Here is a 25,776-nt window from a genome sequence, read left to right as displayed (position 1 = left end):
CACGCGGCGAGGCCTGCCACATCGGTCGAGGCGCTCATGCGCCGCGCGTTCGTCATGCTGGCATCGAGTGCCGTCGCGATGGCGGTGCTCGCCGTCGCCTCCGTGGCGCATGCCGCCACCTTCTGCGATCGCGGCAACGAAGTCAGCGCCACCGAGCAGGACCGCCAGCTCCAGGTCGTCGCATTCGCGCGGCGGGTGCTGGAAGCGAGCGGAGCCTCCGCCGCGCTGGTCTCGCGCTCCGGCACCGACCTGAGCCGTTTCCATCTGCAGTACTCCCACAGCGGCATCGCGCTGAAGGACAGCCGCAACAGCCCGTGGTCGGTGCGGCAGCTCTACTACGCCTGCGACGAATCCCAGGCGAAGCTCTACGACCAGGGCCTCGCCGGCTTCCTGCTGAGCGCCGGGCGCACCGAGCCGATCCGGCTCTCGATCGTCACGCTGCCCGGGAGCGCCGGCGCACGACTCGCCGACAGCGTGCTGGACAACCGGCGCTCGCTCGCGTTGCTGACGTCGCGCTACAGCGCCAGCGCCTATGCCTTCGGCACGCGCTATCAGAACTGCAACCAATGGGTCGCGGAGATGATGGGCTTCGCCTGGGCCCCGCGCACCGACGGCGCTGCGCCTGCGGAGGACGACCCGCCGACACGCCGGCAGGCGCAGCAGTGGTTGAGGACGCTTGGCTACGACCCGTCGCCTGTCGTGGTTCCTTCCCACGCGGTCATGTTCGCGGCCCAGTTCGTGCCGCTGATCCACAGCGACGATCACCCGATCGACGACCTCTACGCGATGCGCCTGAAGGTCTCCACACCGGCGGCGCTCGAAGCCTTCGCGCATCGGCGCGTGCCGGACGCGCAACGCGTCGAGTTCTGCGCCACCGGCTCGACGATCGTCGTGCGCCGGGGCTGGGACCCGCTCCCGACCGACTGCCGCGCCGCCGAGGGCGACGAGGTCCTGCCGCTCGCGTCCTGAGCGGGGCCGTCGGCATCGCCCCTCCGGCGGCGTGTAAGACCTGTTTCAAGGGACTCGCTCCCCATTGCGGATCATCAAAACTTCATCGGTGGGGGCCTACGCTGCCGGCGCCCCGTCCATTCGACGATCGACCGAAGGAGACATCCGATGAAGCTGCTTCGCACTGCTGTCCTCGCCACCGTCACCGCCGCCTCGCTGGCGACCGCCGCCTGCGCCCATGGCCATCAACCCCCGTCGCGCGCCAAGGAGCCGCTGCTGATCGCGCACCGCGGCGCCAGCGGCTACGTCCCCGAGCACACGCTCGCCGCCTACTGGCTGGCGATCGAGCAAGGCGCCGACTACGTCGAGCCCGACCTGGTACTGACCAAGGACGGCGTGCTGGTCGCGCGCCACGAGAACGCCATCGCGATCCTGAACGCCGACGGCTCGGTGCGCGAAGCGACGACCGACGTCGCCGAGCGGCCCGAGTTCGCGGCCCGCAAGGCGACGAAGTCCATCGACGGCGTCGCGATCACGGGCTGGTTCACCGAGGACTTCACGCTGGCCGAGCTCAAGACGCTGCGCGCCCGCGAACGCATCCCGCAGATCCGCCCGGCCAACACGCGCTTCAACGACATGTTCGAGGTGCCCACCTTCGAGGAGGTGCTGCAGCTGGTCCAGCAGGCCAACGAGCGCCGCCAGGAAGAGGCCGGCAAGGATGGACGCGGTGGTCATGGCGGGCAAGGCCGCAAGGTCAGGCCGATCGGCGTGTATCCCGAGACCAAGCACCCGACCTACTTCGCCGGCATCGGCAAGCCGCTGGAGGAGCCGCTGGTCCGCCTGCTCAACAAGTACGGCTACCGCGGCGCGGAGGCGGCGGTCTTCATCCAGTCCTTCGAGGTCGGCAACCTGCGCAAGCTGAACCGCATGACGCGCGTGCCGCTGGTGCAGCTGATCAACGGCTCGGGCCAGCCCTACGACTTCACGGCGAGCGGCGACCCCCGCACCTACGCCGACCTGGTGAAGCCGGCCGGCCTGGCCGAGATCGCCGGCTACGCGCAGGGCATCGGCGCGAACACCAGCCTGATGATCCCGCTGGTCGCGGGCCGCCTGGGGACGCCGACGACGCTGGTCAAGGACGCCCACGCCGCCGGCCTGATCGTGCACGGCTGGACCTTCCGCGCGGAGAACGTCTTCCTGCCCGACGACTTCGACAGCAGCGCCGATCCGGCCGCGATCGGCAACCTGGCCGGCCAGATCGACGCCTTCCTGAAGCTCGGCATGGACGGCCTGTTCAGCGACCAGTCCTTCCTGGCGCGCAAGGCGATCGATGCGTACGTGAAGCGCTGAGGCCGTCAGGGTGCGGGCACATCCGGAGGTGCCTGTCGGAAGGGGGTCATGTCACTTCGCTAGACTCTCCCCATCCGACTGGAGCCTTCCCCATGCCCGCCTCCGCTCCCCTACTGCTGCCTGCGCCGGAACTGAAGGGCGTCGACCAGGTCGTCGCCGACCCGCTGCGCTTCAAGGCCAAGCTCGCCATCGGCGAGGCCGCCTACGCCTCGCTGCGCATGATCAGCCGCGGCCGCGAGGTGTGGGACGTGCTCGGCGCCGCGGGCGCCGGCGCGGCCGTGGCCAAGACCGGCATGGTGGCATCGCTGCTGGGCGCGTCCGCCACGCCGGTCGGCTGGGTCGCCTTCGCCGCGCTCGCGTCCGGCGGCGCCTGCTACGGCATGTACCGCCTGCTCAGCTCGACCAAGGGCGAGCGCGTCATCGAGATCCCCAAGTACCTCAACACGCCGCTGGACACGCTGGGCCTGGCGCTGTTCGACCTGATCGCACCGCTCTCGCTGCGCCTGGCCGCCGTCGACGGCGCCATCGAGCCGGCCGAGCGGCAGTACCTGATCGACCACCTGATCGCCGACTGGGGCCTGAACCGCGCCTTCGTCGAGCAGTCCGTCGCCGCCGTCGAGGCGCGGCTGGCCGGCAGCGAACTCGAGGCCATGGCCGTCGAGGGCGCCGGCTTCCTCCACCTGAACCCCGACTGCAACCACGCCACGATCGCCAAGGACCTCGGCGTCTTCATGCGCGGCATGCTCGAGGCCGGCGGCCCGCTGACGCCCGAGGAGACCGCGTCGCTGGAGACGGTCGTGCGCCTGCTCGCGACGGCGCCGCCGGGGAACTCTCCAAGCGCTGGAACCAGACCGTGACGCTGGCCGGTGCCGCCGCCGGACAGGTGCGTACCGTGCTGGTCGACACCGCCGACTGGACGCAGCAGCGGCTGCCGAGCGCCGACCAGGTCCGCGTCACGACGGCCACCGCCGCCACGCAGGCCTGGGACGCGGCACGCAAGACGGCGGACTGGACGCAGCAGCAGCTGCCCTCGGCCGAGCAGGTCCGCCACACCACGGCGGACGCGGCCAACCAGGCGATGGGTGCCGCGAAGAAGGGCCTCAACTGGGCCAAGGACCTGACCATCCGCGTGGTCGACACGACCGGCGTCGACAAGCTGCTGAAGCGGGAAGACCCGCCGACGAAGCACTAGGACCCTCGCCTGCCTCGACAGGCTCGCGACATCGCCGCTGAGGCATCGCGTTCACCGCGCCGCGCTCGCGGCATCGCGCTCAGGGCATCACGTAATCCCGCTGCGTCACCAGATCGATCCCGCAGCTGATCGTCCCCACCCAGTCGATGAACTGCCGCACCGCGTCGCCGACCAGCGGCGCGCCGTGCTGCGGCACGATCATGCGGATCGGCAGCGGCCGCACCATCTCCGCCCACAGCTTCAGCACCTTGCCGCTGACCATGTAGCGCCGGTGGAAGGCCGACATCGACGCGATGTGCGGCCCCAGCTCCGCGATCGGCTGCGACGGATCGACGCCGATGGACACGCCCAGGTCACCCGAGAACAGGATGCCGCTCGCCGCGTCCCAGAACTGGAAGTTGCCTTCCGAGTGCATGAAGTGCGCCGGCAGCGCGACCAGCTCGCTGGCGCCGACAGCGATGCGCGTGCCGCGGTCCGGGATGCCGATCACGCGGCCCGCCGTCTTGCCGGGCTTGCAGAAGTGCGGGACGAAGCGTTCCCAGATCGCCGAGATGTAGACCGGTGCCGCCGTCGCCGTCATCCACCGGTCCAGCGACGCGATGATGTCCGGGTCCGCGTGCGAGGCCAGGATCGCCGACAGCCGGTGCGGCGGGAAGCAGCTCGTCATCCCCAGGTACAGGTCGTTGTAGGCGAGATTGCCGCCGGGATCGATCACCGCGCCGGTGCTGCCGTCGACGATCAGGAACTGGTTCGCCTGCACGCCGTCCCCGTGCCCGAAGTCGCTGAACATCAGGCAGCGATGGCCGCCGCCGTTGAAGAGTTCCATCGGCATGACCGCCTCCCTGATCACTGTGGATCGTTGTGAAAGGCGGCGACGATAGGTGGCAGCTCGGTACCCGCTGTGCGCAGTCGGCCCGCATGGATCGCGGACTTTGACAATTCGCAGAGGACTTCATCACTGCCACCGCCGCTGGCCCTCACCCCGGCCCTCTCCCGCAAGCGGGAGAGGGAGTCGGTACAGCGAGGACTCCGCCTCAATCGAGGTCGGACAGTTTCCGATGCTGGATCAGCGTCAGCCCGATCAGCCGCGACACCACGGCCGCGAGGTACATCACCCCGACGAACATCTCGATCGTCGTCATCGCCCGCGCGAGCGGCTTCACCGGGATGACATCGCCGATGCCGGTGCTCGACAGCAGCGCGAAGCTGAGGAACATCAACTCCGTCCAGGTCCGCGGCGACTGCGGATCCACCGCCGCCGCGAAGCTGCCGGGATGCAGCGCCTGCACCACCACGAACACATGCGCGAATCCCCACGCCAGCAGCGTGAAGGTCGCGCCGGCGGCATACAGCTCGTCCGTCGTCGCGTGCCAGTCGCTCATCATGTAGGAGATCAGGCTCCCGGCGGCATAGAAGTAGAACAGCGCCTCCAGCGCCGAGGACCACGGCAGCAGCTGCTCCATGTGCCAGAACGCCTGCAGCAGCAGGAGCGCGACCGCCGGCAGCGCGATCGTCACGCTCAGCCAGGTCAGCCCCGGCGTGCTGCGCACCATGCGTGTCGTGAAGATCAGCACGACGATGCCGAACGCCCCCAGCGCCAGCGGCGCCGAGCGGCTCCCTTCCAGCAGCGGGTACAGCACCAGCCCCAGCAGTTGCACGAGCAGCAGGATCGCGGACGGATGGCGCCGCGTCAGGACGAGGACTCGGAGGAAACGCATCGGCGCATTCTCACCGCCAGGGACCGATCCGGGACGAGGTCGATGACGCCGACCGCGTGAGACCGCGCCAGGAGCCGCCCGACGCGCGGACGCGGCGTCGTCCTACGCGCGCCGGATCGCCGAGGCGCTTCAATGAGCCACCCCGACACCGTACGACATGCGAGGCGACGGCCGGGGCGCATTCAACTCAACATCACATCGCAAACACTGGAGGACGTCATGGGTGGCATTCGATTGATCGCGGTGATCCTGATCGTCGCGGGCGTGCTGGGCCTGGTCTACGGCGGGTTCTCGTACACCAAGGAAAACACCGCCGCCAAGGTCGGCCCGATCGAACTCAAGGTCGAGGAGACCAAGCGCGTCAACGTCCCGCTGTGGGCCGGCATCGCCGCCATCGCGGTGGGCGGCGTCATGCTGCTGGGCGGCGCACGAAAGTAAGCACGCAAACAGGAACGCCAGCCAGCGCGGTCACCGGCCGGACGAGGGTCCTGGCCGGTCCTGCCGTCCCTGGCGGCCTCAGCGCCGGCCGAGGTTCATCAACGCCGTGCCGGCGATCGCCATCGTGCCGCCGACGACCAGCGAAGCGTCGATGACCTCGCCCAGCCCCAGCGCCGCGAAGACGACGCCGAACACCGGCACCAGCGTGATGTAGCCGGCCGCCGCGCCGGCGCCCAGCGCCTTGACGCCGTCGAAGTACCACGCGTAGGCCAGCGCCGTGGAGCCGACGACGATCCCGGCCATGCACAGCCAGGCGTTGCGCGGCGCGGCCAGCACGCCGGCCACCCCCGCCGTCCCGTCGACGACCAGCGTCAGCACCAGCAGCATCACTGCGCCGATCGCCGCCGTGACGGCCGTGGTCGTCAGCGCGTCGACGCCGGCCATCACCTTGCGCCCGATCAGCGTGTAGGCGACCCAGCACGCGACACACCCCAGCAGCAGCACTTCGCCGATCCCGACGCGCCCGTCGAGGACGTGCCAGGGCTCGCCCTTGGTGATCACGATGGCGGCGCCGACCGCGGCCATCGCCATGCCCAGCCCGATCCGCTTGTTCAGGCGCTCGTGGAAGATCCACGCCGCCAGCAGCAGCGTGATCACCGGATTCAGCGTGATCACCAGCGCGCCCTTGCCGGCGGGCACATGCTGCAGCCCGCTCATGAAGAAGGTCGCGTAGCCGAAGACGCCGAAGCTCGCGGCGAGCCCCATGCCCGCCCAGCGCTTCGCGCCCCAGTCGCGCAAGGCAGCCAGCCGGCCGGTCTTGGCGAGCCACAACATCAGGATCGCGCCCGCGAAAACGAAGCGGCATGCCGCGGCGGCCAGCGGCGGCATGGTCTGCGCGAGCACGCGGCCCATGGGCCAGGACGCGCCCCAGAGCACGGCCATGCCGACGAGCCGCAGATGAACGGACAGAAGCGAGGGGGAAACGGCGACGGAGGTGGTCATCAGTGCGGGAACAACAGGACGGGCGGGCTCAGTGAGGCTTATCGGTTCTTGCCCCCTCTCCCGCTTGCTGTATGGACCGAGGACATGGGTGACAGGTGTGCCAGGACATGGGTAACAGGTCAGGTCCAGGTTAGTCAGCCTGGCACAGCTCAATCATGCGTACCTTTTGGTGGCAGAAGAAGACATCGAAGCTGCCATCGAGATCCAAGTGAGGTCGTAGGGCCACAGGTTGGCCGATGAGACCTCTGCCAACGCGGTAGGTATTGCCCTTGAACTGGATCCGTCCACCGTATCCGACCCGGCGCACGATGACGCCATCGCCGTATTCGACGGGCTCCAGTGAGCTTGGCATTGAGCGCGGGCTAGCCACGTAGCGGCTGGCTGGCGTGCCCATGCCCAGTGCGCAATGAGGCCGTTTGGAGTTGTAGAGATGGCGCCACTGGCTGAAGTAGCGCTGGGCATCGCTCAGGTCCTTGAAGTGCCGACTGGCTAGTAGCTCGGCCTTCAGCGTGCGATGGAATCGTTCGTCTTTGCCGTTGGTCTGCGGATGCATCGGTCGGCTGTGGCTCAAGCGCACGCCCAGCCGAATCAGCCACACCTCCAGCTCGGTGAGCGCGCCGCGCGTAGGCGAACCCCAGGGCGGGCCGTTGTCGGCGTTGATGCGCTCAGGCAGCCCATAGCGCTCGAAGGCGCGCTGCAGCACGGGCTGCACGGACTCGAGCCGCTCATTGCCCAGCGCTTGCAGGACGATGTTGAAGCGCGAGTGATCGTCCAGCACGGTCAGCGGGTGACAGCGCTGGGCGTCGGTGGCGAAGTGGCCCTTGAAGTCCATTTGCCACAGCGCATTAGGCGTCTCGTGCTCGAAGCGCTGCCATGCCGTTGCGGCCTGGCTTGCTGCCGGGTCGATCAGGCCGTTGCGGCGCAGCACCCAGTTGGCCGTGCTGGCCGCTATGTGCACGCCATGATCGCGCCCCAGCACATGCGCGATCTTGCGAGCACCCCAAGCCGGACATTCGGCCCGCACTGCAAGCACCTGAGCTTGCAGCTGTTCGGGTGTACGGGTCGGTGAGGTTCGTGGTCGCCGAGATCGATCCTCAAGATCGACTCGGCTGAGCCACTTGTAGCCCGTCTTACGGCTGATGCCGCTGCGTCGACATAGCTCGCTGATATTGGCGCCAGGCTGTCGGGCCAGCCGAACGAATTCCTCTCTTTGATCCTTCACGGTGACTTGGCTCCAGGGCAACTTCGTCCTCCCGCTGACTAGGCGGGAAAAGTGTCACCCATGTCCTGGCACACCTGTTACCCATGTCCTCGGTCCATACAGCTTGCGGGAGAGGGCGGGGGTGAGGGGCGCGCGAAGCGCGCGGGGTCCAGGCAGTCACGCGGCCTTCAAAGGGATCGACGGTGCCGGATCAATGCGGATAGGCGAGCCGCTTCTCCATCCACTTCTGCACCTGCTCGAACGCGAAGCTCAGCACCCAGTAGATCAGCGCCGCGGCCACGTAGAGCGGGAACGGCTGGAAGGTCGTCGAGATGACCTCCTTGGTCGCGAGCATCAGCTCGGTCACGGCGATCACCGACACCAGCGAGGTGTCCTTGATCAGCGAGATCAGGCTGTTGGACAGGCTGGGCACGGCGGCGCGAAGCGCCTGCGGGCCGACCACGAAACGCAGCGTCTGCGGACGGCTCAGGCCCAGCGACGTGCCCGCCAGCCACTGCCCCTGCGCCACCGCGGCGATCGAGCCGCGCAAGGTCTCGCTCATGTAGGCGGCGACGTTCAAGGTCAGCGTCAGCACGCCCGCCACCAGCGGGGAGAACTCGATGCCGATGCTCGGCAGGCCGTAATAGACGATGAAGACCTGCACCAGCAGCGGCGTACCGCGCATCGCGCTGACGTAGACCGCCATCACCCGGTCCACCACCGGCAGCTTCAGCACCCGCACCAAGGTGATCACCGCCGCCAGCGGCAGGCCGAAGATCATCGCCATCACCGCGAACAGCAGCGTGTAGCCGGTGCCCTTCAACAGCACCGGCCAGGCCAGCTCGGCCAGGGAGAGCAGGGAGTGGAAGTCCATGGAGTTCTTGGAATGGCTCGCTTCTCAGCGGAAGGCGGCATGTTGCCATCTCCTGGACTTCCGTCGCCAAGCGCGGGCTCTCCGCGACCCATGGGGCATCGCGTCCGCGAACCCCAAGGATCACTCCGGCCCCAGTGAGAGCCGGGCGTTCGCTCAGTACGCGAGAGCGCGCACCTTGCCGCTGAACACGCGGTACGAGAACACCGAGTACGCGAGGATCACCGGCATCGTCAGCGCCGCGCCGATCAGCAGGAAGCGCAGCGATTCGTCCGCCGCAGCGGCGTCCCAGATCGTGATCCTGTCGATGACGACGAAGGGATAGAGGCTGAAGGAGAGTCCGAAGAAGCTCAGCGTGAGCACCACCACCATCAGCGCGAACGGCGCCCAGCTCAGCTTGCCCAGTACGCGGTGCGAGTTGAGCATCCCGCGCAGCGCCGCGAGTGCGAGCAGCGCGATCAGCGGCAACGGCGCCAGGGCGATCAGGCCGGGCATGTCGAACCAGCGTGCCCGCACGGTCGCATTCAGCCAGGGCGATGCCACCGACACGACCAGCAATCCCGCGACGACCGCCGGCCACATGCCCTTCGCCCAGGCGACCGCGCGGCGCTGCAGGTCTCCTTCCGACTTGATCAGCAGCCATCCGGCACCCAGCAGCAGATAGCAAGCCGTCAGCGCGACCGCGGTGCCTGCGGCGAAGGCCTGAGCCGCGATGCCGTCCTCGAAGCCGGTCACGTACCGGCCGAGCATCCACCCTTGCGTCAGTGACGCGAGCGCGGATCCGCCCGCGAAGGCCGCGTCCCACCATCGCTTGTGCGCCGGGTCGCCCTTGGCGCGGAAGTCGAAGGCGGCGCCGCGCAGGATCAGCCCGAGCAGCATCAGCACCACCGGCACGTAGAGCGCGGTGAGCACCACGCCCTGCGCCCTCGGGAAGGCGATCAGCAGCAGGCCGACGGCCAGCACCAGCCAGGTCTCGTTGGCGTCCCAGAAGGGCCCGATGGACGCGACCATGCGGTCGCGGTCGCCCTCCTGCGCCGTCGCGGACAGCATGCCGACGCCGAGGTCGTAGCCGTCCAGCACCACGTAGATCAGCAGCGACAGCGCCATCAGGGCCATGAAGATCACCGGCAGCGCGCTCATGAGAAGCTCCTCGAGATCACCGGCGCGGCGATGGGACGCGGCCATCCGGGCGATCCTGGTGTTCCTGCCGGCGCAGTCCCGACGTCAGGGGCGGAGGCAGATTTCTCGGCCATGCGCTTGATCGCGGCGATGTAGGCGATCAGCAGCGCGAGGTAGACCGTCGCGTAGCCGGCCAGCGAGGCCGCGATCATCGATCCCGGGTTGTTCGCGGCGACCTCCTGGGTCCGCAGCACGCCGTAGACGATGAAGGGCTGGCGGCCGATCTCGGTGACGTACCAGCCGGCGACGGTGGCGATCCAGCCGGAGAAGCTCATGAACGAGAGTCCCCAGAGCCAGGCGCGCGGCAGCCGCTGCCAGCCCGAGCGCCGGAACAGCCACCATCCGCCCCATGCGAAGACCAGCATGAGCACGCCCATGCCCACCATCACGCGGAAGCCGAAGAAGAGCGGCCGGACCGGCGGATGCGCGCCGTCGAATTCATCCAGGCCGCGGATCTCGCCGTCGATGTCGTGGGTGAGGATCAGGCTCGCCAGGCGCGGCACGCCGACGGCGAAGCGGTTCTCCTTCGCGTGCTCGTCGGGCAGCGCGAAGAGCAGCAGCGGTGCGCCGCGTTCGGTGGTCCACACGCCTTCCATCGCGGCGATCTTGGCGGGCTGGTGCTTCAGCGTGTTGAGGCCGTGCAGGTCGCCCGCGACGATCTGCAGCGGGATCAGCACCGCGCCCAGCGTCAGGCCGAGCCGCATCACGCGCCGCGTCTCCGGCTTCCCGCTGCCCTTGAGCATCTGCCAGGCGCTGACGCCGGCCAGCAGGAAGGCGGCCGTCAGTCCCGACGCGAGCAGCTTGTGGGTCAGCCGGTACGGGAAGGACGGGTTGAAGACGATGGCCCACCAGTCGACGGCATGCATCACGCCGTCGCGGATTTCGTAGCCGGTGGGCGTCTGCATCCAGGAGTTGAGGCTGAGGATCCAGAACGCGCTGAGCGTCGTGCCGAAGGCCACCGTCGCCGTGGCGATGAAGTGGACGCGCGGGCTGACGCGTTCGCGCCCGAACAGCATGATCCCGAGGAAGCCGGCCTCGAGGAAGAAGGCGGTGAGGACCTCGTAGCCGAGCAGCGGTCCGGCGATGTTGCCGGCGCGTTCCATGAAGCCCGGCCAGTTGGTGCCGAACTGGAAGCTCATCGTCACGCCGCTGACGACGCCGAGCGCGAAGCTGAGCGCGAAGACCTTGGTCCAGAACTGGTAGGCGGCGAGCCACGGCGATTCACCGGTGCGCCGCCATCGCCAGAGCATGAAGAGCACGAGCCAGCCCAGCGCGATCGTGATCGTCGGGAAGAGGATGTGGAAGGTGATGTTGAGCGCGAACTGCAGGCGCGCGAGGATCAGGGTGTCCATGGCCGCGAAGTGTTGCGAAAGCGGCCTGTTCGCGGAAGGGACAGATCGTCCTAGGACAAGCTGTCCAAGGACGGATTGCCCTAGGACAAATTGCCCTGCTTGCCCCTCTCCCGCTTGCGGGAGAGGGCGGGGGTGAGGGCCAGCGGCCGTTGATCACCACCCGCCGTCGTCACCCTCACGGTTGGGCTCGAAGCGCTCCAGCAGGAAGTCGACGAGCGCCCGCGTCTTCGCCGACAGCTGCGCGCGCGGCGGATAGATCAGGTGGATGTCGGCCGGCGGCATCGACCACTCGGCCAGCACCGGCCGCAGACGGCCCGATCGCAGCATCGGCGCGGCTTCCCAGAACGAGCGCATCAGCACGCCGTGCCCGTCGAGCCCCCACGCGAGCACGCTCTCGCCATCGTTCGCGGCCAGCGGCCCGCGCACCTTGACCGTCTCCTTGCGCGCCCCCTGCTGAAGGTGCCAGGTGCCGAAGGTCTCGTCGCTCTCGCGGATGAAGAGGCAGGCATGTCGCGCCAGCTCGCGCGGCGTGCCGGGCTCGCCGGCGCGCTTGAGGTACGCGGGCGACGCGCACAGCACCCGCCGGTTGCGCGCCAGCAGCCGGGCCGTGAGCCGCGCGTCGGGCGGCTCGCCGACATGGACCTCCAGATCGATCCCCTGCTCGATCAGGTTGACCGGCCGATCCGTCAACTCGAGCTGCACCTCGACATCCGGAAACTGGCGCGCGAACTTCGACAGCGCCGGCGCCACATGCTTGCGCCCGAAGCCGAAGCTCGCCGCCACGCGCAGCAGTCCCTTGGGCGCCGCGCGGCTGCCGGCCACGGTGCGCTCCAGCGCCTCCAGGTCCTCCAGCACGCGCGCGCCGTCGACGAGGTAGGTCTCGCCCTCGGGCGTCAGGCCGATGCGGCGGGTGGTCCGCTGCAGCAACCGCACGCCGAGCCGGCGCTCGATCGCCGCCAGCCGCTTGCTGACCGCCGGCGGCGTCACGCCGAGCTGCTGCGCCGCGGCGGCCAGGCTGCCCTGCTTCACCAGCAGCGCGAAGAAGGCCAGATCGGAGAAACCGTCCATTGATGAACCTCCGGAACGAAAGAACTGCCGAAGCGGAAATTATGTGCCCTGCATTCACTTCCAGAATCGGGACCAACGAGGAGTCTTCCCATGCCCGCTGCTTCCCACGGACTCGATGCGCTGTACCCCGGCTTCGAGCATCTGAGCCTGCCCACGGCCGACGGCGTCCGCATCCATCTCACGATGGGCGGCACCGGACCTGCGCTGCTGCTGCTCCACGGCCATCCGCAGACGCGCGCGATCTGGCACAAGGTCGCGCCGACGCTGGCCGAGCACTTCACCGTCATCGCGGCCGACCTCCGCGGCTACGGCGATTCGTCGAAGCCGGAGGTGCCCGAGGCGTTGCAGTCGCCCTCGGTGCCCAACGACCACGCGGCCTACAGCAAGCGCACCATGGCCGCCGACATGCTGAGCGTGATGCGCCAGCTCGGCCACGAGCGCTTCGACGTGCTGGCGCACGACCGTGGCGGACGTGTCGCGCACCGCCTGGCGATGGATGCGCCGGCCGCGGTGCGACGACTCGCGTTGCTGGACATCGCGCCGACGCTGGACATGTACGAAGGCACCAATGTCGCCTTCGCGCGCGCCTACTGGCACTGGTTCTTCCTGATCCAGCCGGCGCCGCTGCCGGAGCGCCTCATCGAGGCCGACCCCGGCGCCTACATCCGCGACGTCATGGGCCGCCGCAGCGCGGGCCTCGCGCCCTTCGACCCGCGTGCGCTGGCCGAGTACAAGCGCTGCCTGGCGCTGCCCGGCACCGCGCACGGCCTGTGCGAGGACTACCGCGCCAGCGCCGGCATCGACCTGGACCACGACCGCGAGGACCGCGCCGCCGGCCGTCGGCTGCGGGTGCCGCTGCTCGCGCTGTGGGGCCGCGAAGGCGTCGTCCATCGCTGCTTCGAGCCGCTGAGCCTGTGGCGTGGCGTCGCCGACGACGTGCGCGGCGAGGCGCTGCCCTGCGGCCACTACATCCCCGAGGAGGCGCCGGAGCCACTGCTCGATCGCGTGCTTCCATTCTTCAAGGAGAGCCAGCCATGACCGCCACGCTCACGGGTGCCGCACCGCGCACCCTGTATCGAAAGCTCGTCGACAGCCACACGGTGACGGGGCTCGACGAACAGAACGTGCTGCTGTTCTGCGACCTGCACCTGATGAACGAGTACACCAGCCCGCAGGCCTTCACCGGCCTGCACGAGCAGGGCCGCGGCGTGCCCATGCCGGGCCAGAACGTGGCGGTGGTGAGCCACATCATCCCGACGCATCCGGTCGCGCCCAAGCTTCGCGTGATCGCCGACAAGCCGTCGGCGCTGCAGGCGACCAACCTGAAAGCCAACTGCGACCGTCACGGCATCCGGCTGTTCGACACCACCGACGCCCTGCAGGGCATCGAGCACGTGGTGGCGCCGGAGCACGGGATGATCCGCCCCGGCATGGTCGTCATCTGCGGCGACAGCCACACGACGACCTACGGCGCGCTGGGGGCGTTGGGTTTCGGCATCGGCACCACCGAGGTGGAGCACGTGCTGGCGACGCAGACGCTGGTCTACCGCGTCGCGAAGGACATGCGCATCCGCGTGGACGGCGCGCTGCCGGTCGGCACGACGTCGAAGGACCTGATCCTCGCGATCATCGGCCGCATCGGCGCCCAGGGCGCGCGCGGCTACGTCGTCGAGTTCTGCGGCGAAGCGATCACCGCGCTGTCGGTCGAGGCCCGCTTCACGCTGTGCAACATGGCGGTCGAGGCCGGCGCGCGCGGCGCGCTGATCGCGCCGGACGCGACGGCGATCGATTACGTGCTCGCCCGCTGTCCCGACCTGGCCGGCGAATGGCGATCACCCGCCCTCGCCCACTGGGCGACGCTGCACAGCGACGAAGGCGCAGCCTTCGACATCGAACACCGCTTCGATGCCGCCGAGGTCGCGCCGCAGGTCACCTGGGGCACGAGTCCCGACCAGGTGGCCGCGATCGATGCGGCGATCCCTGATCCCTCGCGCATGGACGAAGGCCCTGCGCGCGCGAGCGCCGAGCGCGCGCTGCGCTACGCCCGACTCGACGGCGGTGCGGCGCTGGAAGGCACGCCCATCCAGCACGTGTTCATCGGCTCCTGCACGAACGGCCGCATCGAGGACCTGCGCGCGGCCGCGTCCGTGCTGCGCGGCCGGCACGTCGCGCCAGGCGTGCGCGCGATGGTCGTGCCGGGGTCCGGCGCCGTGCGCGCGATGGCGGAGGCGGAAGGCCTGGACCGCGTGTTCCTCGATGCCGGGCTCGAATGGCGTCAGCCGGGATGTTCGATGTGCCTGGCGATGAACGACGACGTGCTCGCCGACGGTGTGCGCTGCGCTTCGACGACCAACCGCAACTTCGAGGGCCGTCAGGGCCGCGGCGCGATCACGCACCTGATGAGCCCCGCGATGGCCGCGGCCGCCGCGGTGACCGGCCGCCTCACCGACGTCCGCCGCCTGGCGCCCGCCGCCACTGCCCAGGAGATCCCGCGATGAACCCCGTCCGCCAAGTCGAAGGCCGCACCGCGGCGCTGCGCCTCGAGAACCTCGACACCGACCAGATCATGCCCAAGCAGTTCCTGCGCGGCATCGATAAGCACGGCCTGCGCGACGGGCTGCTCTACGACCTGCGCTTCGACGCCGACGGTCGCGAGCGCGAGGACTTCGTCCTCAACAGGCCGGAATACGCCGGCGTGTCGGTGCTGCTCGGCGGCAACAACTTCGGCTGCGGCTCCAGCCGCGAGCACGCGGTGTGGGGCCTGCAGCAGGCAGGCATCCGCGCGGTGGTCGCGCCGGGCTTCGGCGAGATCTTCTATTCGAATGCGATGGGCAACGGGCTGCTGCTGGTCGCGCTGCCGGAGGCGGACGTGCTCCGGCTGATGGCCGAGGCGGACCAGGTGCCCGGCAACGCCGTCACCATCGACGTGGAGACGCTCACGCTGCGCAGCGCCGGCGGCGTCGAGGCGCGCTTCGACATGCTGCCGCGACATCAGCGGATGCTGCTGGAAGGGCTCGATGCGATCGGGCTGTCGATGACCTACCGCGAGCGGATCGATGCCTTCGCCAAGGCGCATTGGGAGGCGCAGCCCTGGGTGAAGGATGTGGCGAGGCAACGACTGGCCCCGTGAGGTTTCTACTGGGATAGGTCATCGACGGGCGCGTTCGCCGGGACTAGCATTTGCTTCATCGTTTCTGATTTCTCCAGAAAGGAGTGAACGAATGCCTCAACCGACCAAGATGTCCGATCTGCCCAACTTCAAACAGCTCGAAGCGATGGCGCTGGAGGCAGGACGAATGCTGTCCGAATCGAAGGAGCTGTGCGAGACGCTGGCGGCCTCTCACCTGCAATGCCGAGCGCGGATGCTCGCCAAGTGCGGGGTCGATGCTGCAGACCAAACCCGGAGCAACGCTTCCTCCGAGCTGCTTGCCCGACTGGTGAAGGACCCGTTCCACCTGTCTCGGAAATTCAGGCATATCTGAACAATCCTTTGATCAGGCAGAGGCACGGAGGAACATGCCTCTTTCTACTTCATGGACCCCTCTGACTTTGAACGCGGTCTCGGACCGGTCGCCGTTGCTGTCGCGGAAACGAGCGATTTCTGTCGTCTGATGTACATGCTGGCGAATTCGTTCGCGGACCCGGAGCCGTTGGACCTGGATTTCCGCGCACTGAACTCTCGCAGCTCCATCTTCAATGCCGATGACGCCGGGGCAGGAGGCGCATTGCCAGAACTCTATGTTGCGGGCGTGCTGGGGTTCACCAGGGACGTGTTGACCAACGAGGCCAATCCTCACTACATGCTGGCGTCGACGGAGGGCCTTGTGCGGCACTACGTGGAGTTCTTCGAGGTCGTTCCCGACGGCCTGGACCTGTTGAAGTACTCGCTGGCCTTTGGCGTGGCCTTGTCCATGTACTTCAAGAACGACAGCGAACGCCACATCCTGAGTGCGCTTGCCCGAATGCGCACGCTTCGGGTGATGTGCTCGGCGGCCTCGGATCTGCGGCCCGATCAGGCCGCACCTGCGGCGGTGATGGTCGCAAAACTCCAGAAGGCCTGGAAGGAGGAGGAGCACGAACGCCTGACTGGCTTGTACGGCACCTACATGCTGTTCAAGACGTGGAGCCTGCCTGGCGAGATCGGCGGCACCCCTGCGCAGGAACGGGACGAGGGGCAGCCGGACAGAGCGCCCGTCGCGCAGCGCACTCAGCGTTTGAAGTGGTTCTCCCATCCCCGCGCCACCTCGGCGGCAAGCGGCGCGATGCGCGCGAACATCTCCGTTTCGTAGCCATGGACGGCCTCGTCGGCGGAGGCATTGCCGACGAGATGCCTCGCCAGTTCAGCGGCGTCCAGCATCGCCATGTTGACGCCGTGCCCGCCGGCGGGAGACATCACATGCGCCGCGTCGCCGATCAGGGTCACGCCAGGACGGCCCGACCAGACAAAGTCGGCAGGCAATGCGTAGATGGGCCTGGCGACGATCTCGTCATTGCAGACGCGGATCAGGTCCAGGAACTGCGGCGACCAGCCCTCGAAGCGCTGGAGCAGATCGCGCCGGGCAGCGGCCGGGCTCGTGAGATCGATGTGGCGATCGACGAGTTCCGGCTCGTCCAGACGCAGGGACACATAGATCCGCACATGGCCGTTGCCGTTCCGTTGCGCGAGAAGCCGCCGCTCCCCGTCCTTGACGGACAACATGCCATGGCCGACCGTCGCGGCGAGCGCCGGATATCGCTCATCGATGTCGTCGATGCCGATCTCGATGAACGTCAGGCCGGTGTACGCCGGCCTGACCGCCGAGAGCAATGGCCTGACCCGCGACCAGGCGCCGTCCGCGCCGACGACCAGGTCGAAGGTCTCCTGCGCACCGTTCTCGAATCGAAGCGTGTAGCCGCCATCGACGGGTACGACCGATGCGAGCCTCCGATCCCAGCGCACCATCCCTTCGGGAAGCGACTGCAGCAGCAGGTCGCGCAGCAGCTTGCGATCGATCTCCGGCCGATCTCCCCCATGCGCATCGACCCGGTCGAACAGGACCTTGCCGGTCGGCTCCATGGCGCGCATGCCCTGATCCTCGTGCCGGGCGTACTGGAGGAACGCCTCCAGAAGACCCGCCCGAGCGAGCGCCAACTGCCCCCCGTCAGGATGCAGGTCCAATGACCCGCCCTGCGTGCGTGCCGATGCATCGGACTCCTGCTCGAACACCGTGGTGGCGAAGCCGTTGAGATGCAGGATGCGTGCGAGCGTGAGCCCACCGGGGCCACCGCCGACGATGGCGATGCGCGCGGCTCGGCCTCCGCGTGCAGCTGTTTCGAAGCACCGTTCGTTGGGGCTTGCGGTTTGCGTTCCGGCCGTCGACATCATTCACCACCCATGCATTGATCCTGCGCGGGTGATGGGCCGACCCATTCGGCCCATCACCGCGCCAGGACCGCAGTTGTAGCGGGAGGTCCGCCCGGCCTGGGTTGCGTTTCAAGTCGTTTTGTTTCGTGCGGCGCAGACTTCTTGAACAACCCGCCAGCGCACACCGGTAAGCGCAGCTCTGGGCGATGGACATGACGGAGCAACGACTGACCCCGCAGCTGCGGAATGACCAAAGACCAGCGCCGGTTCAGCACGTTGGTCACGCCGCTGGCGGGTTGGCAGAATCCTCGCTGGCTCGTCGCAACAGCAGTAAAGGCTCTGTTCTCCATGTCATACCACCTCCTCACTTCCTTGGCCGACAACGGCAAATGGTGGATCGCCGGATGATTCTTCGGATCGCACTTTTCGCACTCATGGCCGTCGCTGCGGCGATCGGCCTCTTTCTGATGCCCAAGCAGCAGCCGCCCAGCGCCTCCCTGATTCAACTGATCGCCACACCCTGGGGGTTCGACGGCAGGCGGGTGCAGATCATTGGGTTCGTCCGCCTCGAATTTGAAGGCGACGCGATCTATCTGCACAGGGACGACGAAGCTGCGGGAATTCAGAAGAACGGCCTCTGGCTGGAAGTCGAGGGGCTGTCCGCGCAGGAACGGCGCGAGTTCGACGGACGATATGTCCTCGTCGAAGGCACGTTCTCCATGCAGGATCGCGGACACTTCGGGCTCTGGTCAGGAGCGATTCGGGACATCACGCGCATGCTGCCAAAAGGAGACCGTCTGCCTGAAGCGCCCATCGGACGAGACCAGATTCGATGAACATCCGAACACTGTCGGTCAAAATCATGGAGGCTCGTCAACAGCGCCTTTTCCGAAAGGCTCCTGTGTTCCGCCGCTACTCGGCGGTCTCCTCCGAAGATCTGATGGCGCTGCAGCAGACGGTTGGCTCCGACCTGCCGGCGCAGTTGCTGGAGTGGCTCGGTCACGTGGGCTACGGCGACCTCGGAGACGAGCTGAGCTTTCGTGAAGGATGGTTCACGCGAATCTCGACAGGTGAACTGACTGGCGCCGTCATCTTCGCCCAGGACATCCTTGGAAGCTTCTATGCGGTCGACGCGATGGGACGGGTCTATTATTTCCCTCGCTTCGAGTCCACGTTCGCGTTCGTGGCGGATCACTTCCAGAGCTTCATGGAAGAACTTGTCCGTCGAGACTACAAGCTCATCGCGTGGATGGACACCTTGAAGACCGCACCCTATGCCTGGTGAGCCCCGATGTTGTCGGCCCTTGTGCACTCACTGTTTCGAGCCTCGACCTCAAGGGGCCTCCCACTGATCGCCCTTGCTGGCGGTATTGGCAAAACTGCTTGTCGAATCGATGGGCTATGCGGTCGCCCATTCAATGGGAGTGTTCGCAATCTCCTTTGCGATCGCACCGGGCATCGGACTGATGTTCTTCGACATCGGAACGAGCGAGAACGTGCTCGTTGCCCTCTCCTCGGCAATCACCGCCGGCTACTACATGCTCCTGTACTTCGGCATCCGCCGTCTCAAGCGTTGATGACAACCCCGCCAAGCACCACGTCGACATGGCCTTCGGAGCTGGCGCGTTTCCTCGCGCTCCAACGCCGCGATCAGATCATCTGGCTGAGTCGCCTGATCCACCTCATCTCAATGTACGCGCGCGACACCTACGAGGTCGGCACGGATGACGTGGTTCATCCTGCCAACCTCCGGCGTTTCAACGAGTTGATCCATCGGGTCGCCTCTTTACAGCGCAGCGTGGCGGAGAGTTCCCCCGGGAGGCCGCCTGAAGCCTTGTTCGCGATGGTCGAGGAACAACTCGCGTCGCTTGGTGTGGACAGTTCACATCTGCTGGACAGCTTGCAGTAAACCATCGGCTTGCCCTCGTCCGGCGCGGCTGCGCCGGACGCCAAGGCAGAAGGTTCTCGTGAATGGGCGCGAACTCACACCGGGAACGGCAGGCTCCTGATCCGCTTCCCCGTCAACGCCGCCATCGCATTCGCCATCGCCGGCGCGATCGGCGGCACGCCGCATTCGCCCATCCCCGTCGGGGGATCCGCCGACGGCACGACGTGCAGGTCCACCTTCGGCGCATCCACGTGGATCGGCACGCGGTAGTCGTTCCAGTTGCCCTGCTCGACCTCGCCGTTCTTCAAGGTGATCTGTGCCCCCGGCAGCGTCATGCCGACGCCCATCACCAGCGCGCCCTGCACCTGCGCCTCGATCGTGCGCGGGTTCACCGCGAGGTTGCAGTGCACCCCCGCCGTCACCTTGTGCAGCACCGGCCGGCCGTCCTTGATCGAGACCTCGACCACGTAGGCGACCACCGTGTTGAAGGACTCGTGCACCGCCACGCCCCACGCGTGCCCCTTGGCCAGCTTCGCCCTGCCGTAGCCGGACTTCTCGACCGCCAGGTCCAGCGCCGCGATGTGGCGCTCATGCTTGGCGAGCAGCCGCCGCCGGTACGCCACCGGGTCGATCTTCCCGGCGCGCGCGAGCTCGTCGACCAGCGTCTCCATCACGAAGGCCGTGTGCGTGTGCCCCACCGAGCGCCACCACAGCACCGGCACGTTGACCTTCGGGTGGTGCACGTCCAGCGCGATCGGGAACGGATAGGCGCTCTCCGCCACGCCTTCGGTCATCGTCGCGTCCGCGCCGTTCTTCACCATGAAGTCCGCGAACGGCGTGCCCATCGTGATCGACTGGCCGACGATCACATGCTTCCACGCGAGGACCTGGCCCTTGCCGTCGTGCGCGATCTCGACGCGGTGCAGGTGCGTCGGGCGGTAGAAGCCGCCGCGCACGTCGTCCTCGCGTGTCCAGATCATCTTGATCGGGCCGCGCTTGCCCGCGGCATGGCGCGCCTTGGCGACCTGCGCGGCTTCAACCAGGTAGTCCGACGTCGGCGTCGCACGGCGACCGAAACCACCACCCGCCGTCATCGTGTTCAACGTGACCTGCTCGGGCTTGAGGCCGAGCACGCCCGCCACCTGCGCCTGGTCCACCGTCTGGAACTGCGAACCCACCCACACCGTGCAGCGGTCGCCACGGAAGTCGATCGTGCAGTTCAGCGGCTCCATCGGCGTGTGCGCGAGGTACGGGAAGGTGTACTCCGCCGTGATGCGGCCCGGTGCTGCCTTGCCGCCCTTCGCCGCGCCCGTCGCCTCCAGCGCGGAGGTATCGGCCTTCTGCACCGAGGCGCCCGGCTGCTTCGCCAGTGCGCGGAACTGCTCCAGTTGCGCCGCGCTGTCGACGCGCTCCAGACCACTCAGGTTCCAGTCCACCTTGACCAGCTCGCGCGCCTTGCGCGCCGGCCAGAAGCCGTTGGCGATGATGGCCAGACCGGTCGCGCCGCCGCTCAGCGGCACCTGGATGACTTCCTCGACGCCGGGCACCGCGAGCGCGGCCGCTGCGTCGAACGTCGCCACCTTCCCGCCGAAGACCGGCGGGTGGACCATCACCACCGTGCGCAGGTCCGGCAGCTTGACGTCGATGCCGAAGTCCTGGCGACCCGTCGACTTCGCGCGCGCGTCGAGCCGGTTCATCGGCTTGCCGATCAGCTTGAACTGCGACGGGTCCTTCAGCCGGACCGCCGCCGGCACCGGCTCGGCGAACGCCGCCTTCGCCAGAGCGCCGTAACCGAGCCGTCGGCCGTCCGGCGCGACGACACTGCCCGCCTCCGTCCGCAGCTGCGCGGCCGGCGTGTTCAGCTGCTTCGATGCGGCCGCGACGAGCATCGCGCGCAGCCGCGCGCCGATCTCGCGGTACTGCTGCCACGACGCCTTCATGCTGGTGGAACCGCCCACCATCTGGATGTGGAAGAACGGATCCTTGTAGGCCTCGCCCGCCGGCGCGAGCTCGCAGCGGACCTTGCTCCAGTCCGCGTCCAGCTCCTCGGCCACCAGCATCGGCAGCGCCGTCTGCACGCCCTGGCCGAAGTCGATCTTGCCGATCGTCACCGTGACGATCCCGTCGCCATCGATCGCGACGAAGGCCGAGGAGCTGCTGGAAGGGCTTGAGCCCTTCCGGAGCGCCGGCTGCGCTCGCGGCGGACGCGCCGCCCCCGGCTGCCTCCTGCGCACCGGCACCGGTGGCGTACAGCGCGAAGCCGGACGCCAGGCTCATCTTCAGGAACACGCGCCGGCCGAGGCCACCGCCTCCGGTCGACGCGAGGCCGGCGGCGCCGGCGCGGTCACCGGCCTCCATGCCGGCATCCTCGATGCCCTCGGGCAACTCACCGCTCAGGTACTGGAACATGGGTCGCATGTCGTGCTCCTTCAGGCGAGCGCCGAGGCGGCGTCCTTGACGGCGGCATGGATCCGCACGTAGGTGCCGCAGCGGCAGAGGTTGGCGCTCATGGCGGCGTCGATGTCGGCGTCGCTGGGCTTGGGATTGGTCTTGAGCAGCGCCACCGCGGCCATGATCTGGCCGCTCTGGCAGTAGCCGCATTGCACGACGTCGTGCTTGACCCACGCGTCCTGCACCGCCAGGCCGATGCGGTCGCCGCCGATGGCCTCGATCGTGGTGATCTGCTGGCCGGCCACCGATTCGATCGGCGTGACGCAGGCGCGGCGCTGCTCGCCGTCGATGTGCACCGTGCAGGCGCCGCAGACAGCGATGCCGCAGCCGAACTTGGTCCCTGTCATGCCCAGCGTGTCCCGCAGGACCCACAGCACCGGCGTGTCGCCCGGGACGTCGACTTGTTGCGCTTGTCCGTTGAGACGGAACGAGATCATGGCTGGCTCCTCGAAGCTTGCTGGTCGTTGATGCCGCTCGTGCCGCCTGTGCCGCCTGTGCCGCGGGGGCGCTGGTGGCGCCGGTCGCTCCGGCGGCATCGGTGCCGTTCGTGGCGAGTGCGCGCAGGTGCTCGACGACGCCTTGCGTCGCGTCGGCCTTCGTCGTGCCGACGGACTTGCGCAGCGGCTCGGTGGCGTCGCAGGGCGCGCCGTTGCGGATCCAGGTCCGCACCTGCTCGTCGAAGGTCGCCTTGTCCAGCGGCGGCAGCGCGCGTCCCGGTCCGGGCTTCCAGCCCCAGGCGACGAGGTGGTCGGTGACCATGTGCTGCTCGAGCATCGCCAGCGAGCGGTGGCCGTTGGTCCCGGGCTCGCGGAAGACCTTGCACAGCGCCGCGCCCTGCAGGCCGACCCAGTTCATCTTCATGGTCGCCGGCGGCATGTGCCAGCCGGGCTTGCCGTCGGTCTCCAGTCCCGGCGGCGCGTGCGGCAGCGGGCTGTTCTGCGTCGAGTGGCAGGTCGTGCACTGCAGCGGCGCGACGCCCTTGCCGTCCGGGCCCCGCTGCACCGGCGGGTAGTGCAGGCGGCTGAAGTCGCCCTGCAGCGGGGAGTCCGGCACGTGACAGTTCAGACATCGCGGATGTTTCAGCACGCGCTCCAGCTGCGCGAAGGCCGCGAGCCCGTCCTGCCGGTTCGGCGTCGCCGAGATCGGCGTCGGCTGGAAGTTGCCGGGATCGTCGGCGGCGTGGACGGGCGGCGTGACGGCCGCGAGCCCCAGCATGGCCGTGCAGGCCATCGCGCAGGGCGACGGCAGCGGCCATGACCACGAGGATCCCCAAGCGGGATCCCATGCGAAGCGAGCACCCATGTCCATCTCCTGATTGCTGCGTCGTGACCCGGGCAGTCTAGGAAGACGACGGGGGCCATGGCTTGCCTGATGCGACGGGAAACTTGCCCGATCCACCGGCGGCGACGACGGGCAAGGGAGACGCCCGGGAGCCCTCAGCGGGCGCGCGAGAAGTGCCTGGCCCCGGCGACACATCCGATGACGGCGACGGTGACCGCGAGCATCGCCGGACTCACCGATTCATGCAACAGCCCGGCGGCGAGCGCCAGTCCGAACAGCGGCTGCAGCAACTGCAGCTGTCCGACGGCCGCGATGCCGCCCTGGGCCAGGCCGCGGTACCAGAACACGAAGCCGATCAGCATGCTGAACAGCGACACGTAGCCGAGCCCCACCCAGGCCGCCGCGCCCACGCCCGTGACGCTGGCCGGCAGCCGCCACAGCGCGAGCGCGAGCATCGCCGGCAGCGACAGCACCAGCGCCCAGCAGATCACCTGCCAGCCGCCGAGCACACGGGAGAGCTTGGCGCCTTCCGCATAACCCAGTCCGCAGACGAGGATGGCCGCGAGCATCAGCAGGTCGCCGGCCGGCGAGGCGGTCAGGCCCTGTGCCGCCGCGAAGCCCATGACCAGCAGGCTGCCGAGGACGGAGAAGATCCAGAACACCGGCCGTGGCCGCTCGCCGCCGCGCAGCACGCCGAACGCGGCCGTCGACAGCGGCAGCAGCGCGATGAACACGACCGAGTGCGCCGAGGTCACGTGCTGCAGGGCCAACGCCGTCAGCAGCGGGAAGCCGATGACGACCCCGACCGCGACGATGACGAGGGGCACCGCCTGCGCGCGCGTCGGACGCGTCGCCCGCAGCCCCCACAAGGCCAGCAGCGCGAGTGCGCCCGCGATCGTGGCGCGCGCCGCCGTGAGGAAGACCGGATCGAAGTCCGCCACCGCGACCCGTGTCGCCGGCAGCGAGCCGCTGAAGATCAGCATGCCGATGAATCCGTTCAGCCAGCCTCGCGATGCGGTGTCCATGTCCTCGATGCCTCGATGGGGAGTGAGGACGCAGCGTAGGCGAGCGCATCAATACAATCAAAGAATTGTCATGGATACAGGCGGAACGAACGTCTGGCATTGGAGGCGGAAGGCATGGCGCAGCCCAGATACAAGGCGGTGGTGGACCGGCTGGCGGCGGAGATCCGGACCGGCGCGCTGCCGCCGGGCGCACGACTGCCGACGCACCGGGAGCTTGCCGGCCGCGAGGGCTTCGCGCTGGTGACGGCGACGCGGGTCTATGCGGAGCTGCAGGCCATGGGGCTGATCAGCGGCGAGACCGGACGCGGCACCTTCGTCAAGGAGACGGCGCTCGCGACCGGCCAGGGCGTGGACCTGGACGCGGTCGCGGCGGACATGGTCGACCTGAGCTTCAACTACCCCTCGCTGCCCGGCCAGGCCGAACTGCTGCGCGGCGCGCTGCGCCAGCTGGCCGGCGCGGGCGACCTGGAAGCGCTGCTGCGCTACCAGCCGCATGGCGGCCGCCCCGCGGACCGCGCGGCGATCGCGCGCCATCTGGCGCGACGCGGCCTGAGCGTCGACGGCGACCGGGTGCTGATCGTCGACGGCGCGCAGCACGGTCTGGCGGTGACGCTGATGGCGCTGCTGGAGCCGGGCGATGTCGTGGCCGTGGACGCGCTGACCTACCCTGGCTTCCGCCTGGTGGCCGGGATGCAGCGGCTGGAGCTGGCGTCGGTGCCGGCGGCTGGCGCGGGACCCGATCTCGACGCGCTGGAGGCCTTGTGCCGGCGACGTCGCGTGAAGGCGATCTACACGATGCCCACGCTGAACAACCCGCTCGGCTGGGTGATGGCCGCGACACGCCGTCGCGAGCTGGTGGCGCTGGCGCGGCGGCACGACCTGCTGATCATCGAGGACGGCGCGTACGCCTACCTCGCCGAAGATCCGCCGCCGCCGCTGGCGATGCTGGCGCCGGAGCGGACCGTCTACGTCTCGGGCTTCTCCAAGAGCGTCGCGGCGGGACTGCGCGTGGGCTTCGCGGTGGCGCCGGCGGATCGCGTCCACGCCCTGGAGCGGGCCATCCGCGCGACGACCTGGAACACGCCCGGCGTGATGACCGCGATCACCACCGGCTGGCTCGAAGACGGCACGGTGTCGCGGCTCGAAGCGCAGAAGCGCGAGGACGCGAAACGGCGCCAGCGCCTCGTGGCCGAGCGGCTGGGCGCGATGAAGCGGATCGGCCATCCGTCGTCCTACTTCGTGTGGCTGCCGCTGGGCGAGGAGGTCCGCGCAGACCAGGTCGCGATGGCGCTGCAGCACGAGCGGGTGTCGGTGTCGACGGCCGAGCCCTTCGCCACGACGAAGCAGGTGCCGCATGCGATCCGGCTGGCGCTCGGATCGGTGGACTTCGCGCGGCTGCGCGTCGCGCTCGACCGCGTCAGGGAGGCGATCGAGGCAAGGAGCTTCTGACGCTTGACCAGGTCCGCGC

At 68.6% G+C, this 25,776-nt stretch carries 30 protein-coding genes; 18 read left to right on the top strand and 12 right to left on the bottom strand.

Translation table 11 applies throughout. The features are described 5' to 3' along the window. Nucleotides 1-36 precede the first annotated feature (36 nt). From ACQ86G_RS12730 to ACQ86G_RS12715, 4 genes are all read left to right on the top strand, one after another. Nucleotides 37-969, top strand: coding sequence for a DUF2145 domain-containing protein (locus tag ACQ86G_RS12730; protein ID WP_431260891.1), 933 nt, complete (start codon nucleotides 37-39; stop codon nucleotides 967-969). 147 nt (nucleotides 970-1,116) lie between these two features. Then, nucleotides 1,117-2,298: a glycerophosphodiester phosphodiesterase gene (locus tag ACQ86G_RS12725; RefSeq protein WP_431260890.1), complete on the top strand. Its 1,182-nt coding sequence runs from the start codon at nucleotides 1,117-1,119 to the stop codon at nucleotides 2,296-2,298. A gap of 92 nt (nucleotides 2,299-2,390) precedes the next feature. Continuing rightward, entirely contained in the window at nucleotides 2,391-3,155 is a 765-nt protein-coding gene (locus ACQ86G_RS12720; RefSeq protein ID WP_431260889.1) for a hypothetical protein, read from the top strand. Further along, nucleotides 3,152-3,490 carry a hypothetical protein gene (locus tag ACQ86G_RS12715; protein WP_431260888.1) on the top strand — a complete coding sequence of 113 codons (339 nt, stop codon included), beginning with the start codon at nucleotides 3,152-3,154 and terminating at the stop codon, nucleotides 3,488-3,490. Before ACQ86G_RS12720 ends, ACQ86G_RS12715 begins: the two co-directional genes overlap by 4 nt. Nucleotides 3,491-3,569: 79 nt before the next feature. Here the strand turns inward: ACQ86G_RS12715 and ACQ86G_RS12710 are convergent, their stop codons facing one another. Together ACQ86G_RS12710 and ACQ86G_RS12705 are read right to left on the bottom strand one after the other, a co-directional pair. Then, on the bottom strand, nucleotides 3,570-4,322 hold the full coding sequence (locus ACQ86G_RS12710; protein WP_431260887.1) for an MBL fold metallo-hydrolase: 753 nt from the start codon (nucleotides 4,320-4,322) through the stop codon (nucleotides 3,570-3,572). A 202-nt stretch (nucleotides 4,323-4,524) separates the two neighbouring features. Continuing rightward, nucleotides 4,525-5,208, bottom strand: a complete 684-nt coding sequence (locus ACQ86G_RS12705; protein ID WP_431260886.1) for an ion channel — start codon at nucleotides 5,206-5,208, stop codon at nucleotides 4,525-4,527. A 219-nt stretch (nucleotides 5,209-5,427) separates the two neighbouring features. Here ACQ86G_RS12705 and ACQ86G_RS12700 point away from each other — a divergent pair, with 219 nt between their 5' ends. Further along, nucleotides 5,428-5,646 (top strand): hypothetical protein, encoded by a 219-nt coding sequence (locus ACQ86G_RS12700; RefSeq protein WP_431260885.1) that lies wholly within the window; start codon nucleotides 5,428-5,430, stop codon nucleotides 5,644-5,646. A 78-nt stretch (nucleotides 5,647-5,724) separates the two neighbouring features. Here the strand turns inward: ACQ86G_RS12700 and ACQ86G_RS12695 are convergent, their stop codons facing one another. The 6 genes from ACQ86G_RS12695 to ACQ86G_RS12670 all read right to left on the bottom strand — a co-directional run bounded on the left by ACQ86G_RS12695 (nucleotide 5,725) and on the right by ACQ86G_RS12670 (nucleotide 12,319). Then, nucleotides 5,725-6,648, bottom strand: coding sequence for a DMT family transporter (locus tag ACQ86G_RS12695; RefSeq protein ID WP_431260884.1), 924 nt, complete (start codon nucleotides 6,646-6,648; stop codon nucleotides 5,725-5,727). Nucleotides 6,649-6,778: 130 nt separating this feature from the next. Beyond that, nucleotides 6,779-7,891 (bottom strand): IS481 family transposase, encoded by a 1,113-nt coding sequence (locus ACQ86G_RS12690; RefSeq protein WP_431260883.1) that lies wholly within the window; start codon nucleotides 7,889-7,891, stop codon nucleotides 6,779-6,781. A gap of 169 nt (nucleotides 7,892-8,060) precedes the next feature. Continuing rightward, a complete protein-coding gene (locus tag ACQ86G_RS12685) occupies nucleotides 8,061-8,723 on the bottom strand; it encodes an amino acid ABC transporter permease (protein WP_431260882.1) in 663 nt (220 codons plus the stop codon). A 153-nt stretch (nucleotides 8,724-8,876) separates the two neighbouring features. Further along, nucleotides 8,877-9,860, bottom strand: a complete 984-nt coding sequence (locus tag ACQ86G_RS12680; RefSeq protein WP_431260881.1) for a cytochrome d ubiquinol oxidase subunit II — start codon at nucleotides 9,858-9,860, stop codon at nucleotides 8,877-8,879. Beyond that, the gene (locus ACQ86G_RS12675) at nucleotides 9,857-11,251 is read right to left on the bottom strand and encodes a cytochrome ubiquinol oxidase subunit I (protein ID WP_431260880.1); all 1,395 of its coding nucleotides are present in this window, start codon (nucleotides 11,249-11,251) and stop codon (nucleotides 9,857-9,859) included. The genes ACQ86G_RS12680 and ACQ86G_RS12675 overlap by 4 nt, the downstream gene beginning before the upstream one ends. A gap of 153 nt (nucleotides 11,252-11,404) precedes the next feature. Beyond that, a complete protein-coding gene (locus tag ACQ86G_RS12670) occupies nucleotides 11,405-12,319 on the bottom strand; it encodes a LysR family transcriptional regulator (protein WP_431260879.1) in 915 nt (304 codons plus the stop codon). A 90-nt stretch (nucleotides 12,320-12,409) separates the two neighbouring features. Between ACQ86G_RS12670 and ACQ86G_RS12665 the strand changes: the two genes are divergently transcribed. The 5 genes from ACQ86G_RS12665 to ACQ86G_RS12645 all read left to right on the top strand — a co-directional run bounded on the left by ACQ86G_RS12665 (nucleotide 12,410) and on the right by ACQ86G_RS12645 (nucleotide 16,608). Then, nucleotides 12,410-13,357, top strand: a complete 948-nt coding sequence (locus ACQ86G_RS12665) for an alpha/beta fold hydrolase (protein ID WP_431260878.1) — start codon at nucleotides 12,410-12,412, stop codon at nucleotides 13,355-13,357. After that, nucleotides 13,354-14,817: a 3-isopropylmalate dehydratase large subunit gene (leuC, locus tag ACQ86G_RS12660; RefSeq protein ID WP_431260877.1), complete on the top strand. Its 1,464-nt coding sequence runs from the start codon at nucleotides 13,354-13,356 to the stop codon at nucleotides 14,815-14,817. The genes ACQ86G_RS12665 and leuC overlap by 4 nt, the downstream gene beginning before the upstream one ends. Further along, complete coding sequence (leuD, locus tag ACQ86G_RS12655; protein ID WP_431260876.1) at nucleotides 14,814-15,449, top strand: 3-isopropylmalate dehydratase small subunit; 636 nt, start codon at nucleotides 14,814-14,816, stop codon at nucleotides 15,447-15,449. The genes leuC and leuD overlap by 4 nt, the downstream gene beginning before the upstream one ends. 91 nt (nucleotides 15,450-15,540) lie before the next feature. Further along, nucleotides 15,541-15,801 carry a hypothetical protein gene (locus ACQ86G_RS12650; RefSeq protein ID WP_431260875.1) on the top strand — a complete coding sequence of 87 codons (261 nt, stop codon included), beginning with the start codon at nucleotides 15,541-15,543 and terminating at the stop codon, nucleotides 15,799-15,801. Between the two features lie 51 nt (nucleotides 15,802-15,852). Continuing rightward, entirely contained in the window at nucleotides 15,853-16,608 is a 756-nt protein-coding gene (locus ACQ86G_RS12645) for a hypothetical protein (RefSeq protein ID WP_431260874.1), read from the top strand. On the opposite strand, the gene ACQ86G_RS12640 is transcribed toward ACQ86G_RS12645, so the two are convergent. Beyond that, entirely contained in the window at nucleotides 16,527-17,684 is a 1,158-nt protein-coding gene (locus ACQ86G_RS12640; RefSeq protein ID WP_431260873.1) for an FAD-dependent oxidoreductase, read from the bottom strand. The genes ACQ86G_RS12645 and ACQ86G_RS12640 overlap by 82 nt on opposite strands. Nucleotides 17,685-17,909: 225 nt before the next feature. Between ACQ86G_RS12640 and ACQ86G_RS12635 the strand changes: the two genes are divergently transcribed. The 5 genes from ACQ86G_RS12635 (at nucleotide 17,910) to ACQ86G_RS12615 (ending at nucleotide 19,572) form a co-directional block, all read left to right on the top strand. Continuing rightward, nucleotides 17,910-18,071, top strand: coding sequence for a hypothetical protein (locus ACQ86G_RS12635; RefSeq protein ID WP_431260872.1), 162 nt, complete (start codon nucleotides 17,910-17,912; stop codon nucleotides 18,069-18,071). Continuing rightward, complete coding sequence (locus tag ACQ86G_RS12630) at nucleotides 18,068-18,499, top strand: hypothetical protein (protein ID WP_431260871.1); 432 nt, start codon at nucleotides 18,068-18,070, stop codon at nucleotides 18,497-18,499. Before ACQ86G_RS12635 ends, ACQ86G_RS12630 begins: the two co-directional genes overlap by 4 nt. Then, nucleotides 18,496-18,948 carry an SMI1/KNR4 family protein gene (locus ACQ86G_RS12625; RefSeq protein ID WP_431260870.1) on the top strand — a complete coding sequence of 151 codons (453 nt, stop codon included), beginning with the start codon at nucleotides 18,496-18,498 and terminating at the stop codon, nucleotides 18,946-18,948. Before ACQ86G_RS12630 ends, ACQ86G_RS12625 begins: the two co-directional genes overlap by 4 nt. 73 nt (nucleotides 18,949-19,021) lie before the next feature. After that, nucleotides 19,022-19,240, top strand: a complete 219-nt coding sequence (locus ACQ86G_RS12620) for a hypothetical protein (RefSeq protein ID WP_431260869.1) — start codon at nucleotides 19,022-19,024, stop codon at nucleotides 19,238-19,240. Further along, entirely contained in the window at nucleotides 19,240-19,572 is a 333-nt protein-coding gene (locus tag ACQ86G_RS12615) for a hypothetical protein (protein WP_431260868.1), read from the top strand. The genes ACQ86G_RS12620 and ACQ86G_RS12615 overlap by 1 nt, the downstream gene beginning before the upstream one ends. Nucleotides 19,573-19,646: 74 nt before the next feature. Here the strand turns inward: ACQ86G_RS12615 and ACQ86G_RS12610 are convergent, their stop codons facing one another. Beyond that, nucleotides 19,647-21,662, bottom strand: coding sequence for a molybdopterin cofactor-binding domain-containing protein (locus tag ACQ86G_RS12610; protein ID WP_431260867.1), 2,016 nt, complete (start codon nucleotides 21,660-21,662; stop codon nucleotides 19,647-19,649). On the opposite strand from ACQ86G_RS12610, the gene ACQ86G_RS12605 reads away from it, so the two are divergent. Then, on the top strand, nucleotides 21,649-22,032 hold the full coding sequence (locus ACQ86G_RS12605) for a hypothetical protein (protein ID WP_431260866.1): 384 nt from the start codon (nucleotides 21,649-21,651) through the stop codon (nucleotides 22,030-22,032). The two genes, ACQ86G_RS12610 and ACQ86G_RS12605, sit on opposite strands and share 14 nt — an antisense overlap. Here ACQ86G_RS12605 and ACQ86G_RS12600 read toward each other — a convergent pair. Then, complete coding sequence (locus tag ACQ86G_RS12600) at nucleotides 21,981-22,439, bottom strand: (2Fe-2S)-binding protein (RefSeq protein ID WP_431260865.1); 459 nt, start codon at nucleotides 22,437-22,439, stop codon at nucleotides 21,981-21,983. The genes ACQ86G_RS12605 and ACQ86G_RS12600 overlap by 52 nt on opposite strands. A 17-nt stretch (nucleotides 22,440-22,456) precedes the next feature. Between ACQ86G_RS12600 and ACQ86G_RS12595 the strand changes: the two genes are divergently transcribed. Continuing rightward, nucleotides 22,457-23,014, top strand: coding sequence for a hypothetical protein (locus tag ACQ86G_RS12595; RefSeq protein ID WP_431260864.1), 558 nt, complete (start codon nucleotides 22,457-22,459; stop codon nucleotides 23,012-23,014). Nucleotides 23,015-23,438: 424 nt separating this feature from the next. Here the strand turns inward: ACQ86G_RS12595 and ACQ86G_RS12590 are convergent, their stop codons facing one another. After that, the gene (locus ACQ86G_RS12590; RefSeq protein WP_431260863.1) at nucleotides 23,439-24,308 is read right to left on the bottom strand and encodes a DMT family transporter; all 870 of its coding nucleotides are present in this window, start codon (nucleotides 24,306-24,308) and stop codon (nucleotides 23,439-23,441) included. A 114-nt stretch (nucleotides 24,309-24,422) separates the two neighbouring features. Here ACQ86G_RS12590 and ACQ86G_RS12585 point away from each other — a divergent pair, with 114 nt between their 5' ends. Then, on the top strand, nucleotides 24,423-25,757 hold the full coding sequence (locus ACQ86G_RS12585; protein ID WP_431260862.1) for a PLP-dependent aminotransferase family protein: 1,335 nt from the start codon (nucleotides 24,423-24,425) through the stop codon (nucleotides 25,755-25,757). Nucleotides 25,758-25,776: the final 19 nt, after the last annotated feature.

The organism is Roseateles chitinivorans, from assembly GCF_050632145.1.
In the GTDB taxonomy this organism is placed as follows: Bacteria; Pseudomonadota; Gammaproteobacteria; order Burkholderiales; family Burkholderiaceae_C; genus Roseateles; species Roseateles chitinivorans_B.
This window is presented reverse-complemented; position numbering and strand designations above follow the sequence as displayed.

Coding starts and splice junctions, on each gene's coding strand:
- ACQ86G_RS12730 (WP_431260891.1), top strand. CDS start 37: ATGCGCCGCGCGTTCGTCATGCTGGCATCGAGTGCCGTCGCGATGGCG.
- ACQ86G_RS12725 (WP_431260890.1), top strand. CDS start 1,117: ATGAAGCTGCTTCGCACTGCTGTCCTCGCCACCGTCACCGCCGCCTCG.
- ACQ86G_RS12720 (WP_431260889.1), top strand. CDS start 2,391: ATGCCCGCCTCCGCTCCCCTACTGCTGCCTGCGCCGGAACTGAAGGGC.
- ACQ86G_RS12710 (WP_431260887.1), bottom strand. CDS start 4,322: ATGCCGATGGAACTCTTCAACGGCGGCGGCCATCGCTGCCTGATGTTC.
- ACQ86G_RS12705 (WP_431260886.1), bottom strand. CDS start 5,208: ATGCGTTTCCTCCGAGTCCTCGTCCTGACGCGGCGCCATCCGTCCGCG.
- ACQ86G_RS12700 (WP_431260885.1), top strand. CDS start 5,428: ATGGGTGGCATTCGATTGATCGCGGTGATCCTGATCGTCGCGGGCGTG.
- ACQ86G_RS12695 (WP_431260884.1), bottom strand. CDS start 6,648: ATGACCACCTCCGTCGCCGTTTCCCCCTCGCTTCTGTCCGTTCATCTG.
- ACQ86G_RS12685 (WP_431260882.1), bottom strand. CDS start 8,723: ATGGACTTCCACTCCCTGCTCTCCCTGGCCGAGCTGGCCTGGCCGGTG.
- ACQ86G_RS12680 (WP_431260881.1), bottom strand. CDS start 9,860: ATGAGCGCGCTGCCGGTGATCTTCATGGCCCTGATGGCGCTGTCGCTG.
- ACQ86G_RS12675 (WP_431260880.1), bottom strand. CDS start 11,251: ATGGACACCCTGATCCTCGCGCGCCTGCAGTTCGCGCTCAACATCACC.
- ACQ86G_RS12670 (WP_431260879.1), bottom strand. CDS start 12,319: ATGGACGGTTTCTCCGATCTGGCCTTCTTCGCGCTGCTGGTGAAGCAG.
- ACQ86G_RS12665 (WP_431260878.1), top strand. CDS start 12,410: ATGCCCGCTGCTTCCCACGGACTCGATGCGCTGTACCCCGGCTTCGAG.
- leuC (WP_431260877.1), top strand. CDS start 13,354: ATGACCGCCACGCTCACGGGTGCCGCACCGCGCACCCTGTATCGAAAG.
- leuD (WP_431260876.1), top strand. CDS start 14,814: ATGAACCCCGTCCGCCAAGTCGAAGGCCGCACCGCGGCGCTGCGCCTC.
- ACQ86G_RS12650 (WP_431260875.1), top strand. CDS start 15,541: ATGCCTCAACCGACCAAGATGTCCGATCTGCCCAACTTCAAACAGCTC.
- ACQ86G_RS12645 (WP_431260874.1), top strand. CDS start 15,853: ATGGACCCCTCTGACTTTGAACGCGGTCTCGGACCGGTCGCCGTTGCT.
- ACQ86G_RS12640 (WP_431260873.1), bottom strand. CDS start 17,684: ATGATGTCGACGGCCGGAACGCAAACCGCAAGCCCCAACGAACGGTGC.
- ACQ86G_RS12635 (WP_431260872.1), top strand. CDS start 17,910: ATGACCAAAGACCAGCGCCGGTTCAGCACGTTGGTCACGCCGCTGGCG.
- ACQ86G_RS12630 (WP_431260871.1), top strand. CDS start 18,068: ATGATTCTTCGGATCGCACTTTTCGCACTCATGGCCGTCGCTGCGGCG.
- ACQ86G_RS12625 (WP_431260870.1), top strand. CDS start 18,496: ATGAACATCCGAACACTGTCGGTCAAAATCATGGAGGCTCGTCAACAG.
- ACQ86G_RS12615 (WP_431260868.1), top strand. CDS start 19,240: ATGACAACCCCGCCAAGCACCACGTCGACATGGCCTTCGGAGCTGGCG.
- ACQ86G_RS12600 (WP_431260865.1), bottom strand. CDS start 22,439: ATGATCTCGTTCCGTCTCAACGGACAAGCGCAACAAGTCGACGTCCCG.
- ACQ86G_RS12590 (WP_431260863.1), bottom strand. CDS start 24,308: ATGGACACCGCATCGCGAGGCTGGCTGAACGGATTCATCGGCATGCTG.
- ACQ86G_RS12585 (WP_431260862.1), top strand. CDS start 24,423: ATGGCGCAGCCCAGATACAAGGCGGTGGTGGACCGGCTGGCGGCGGAG.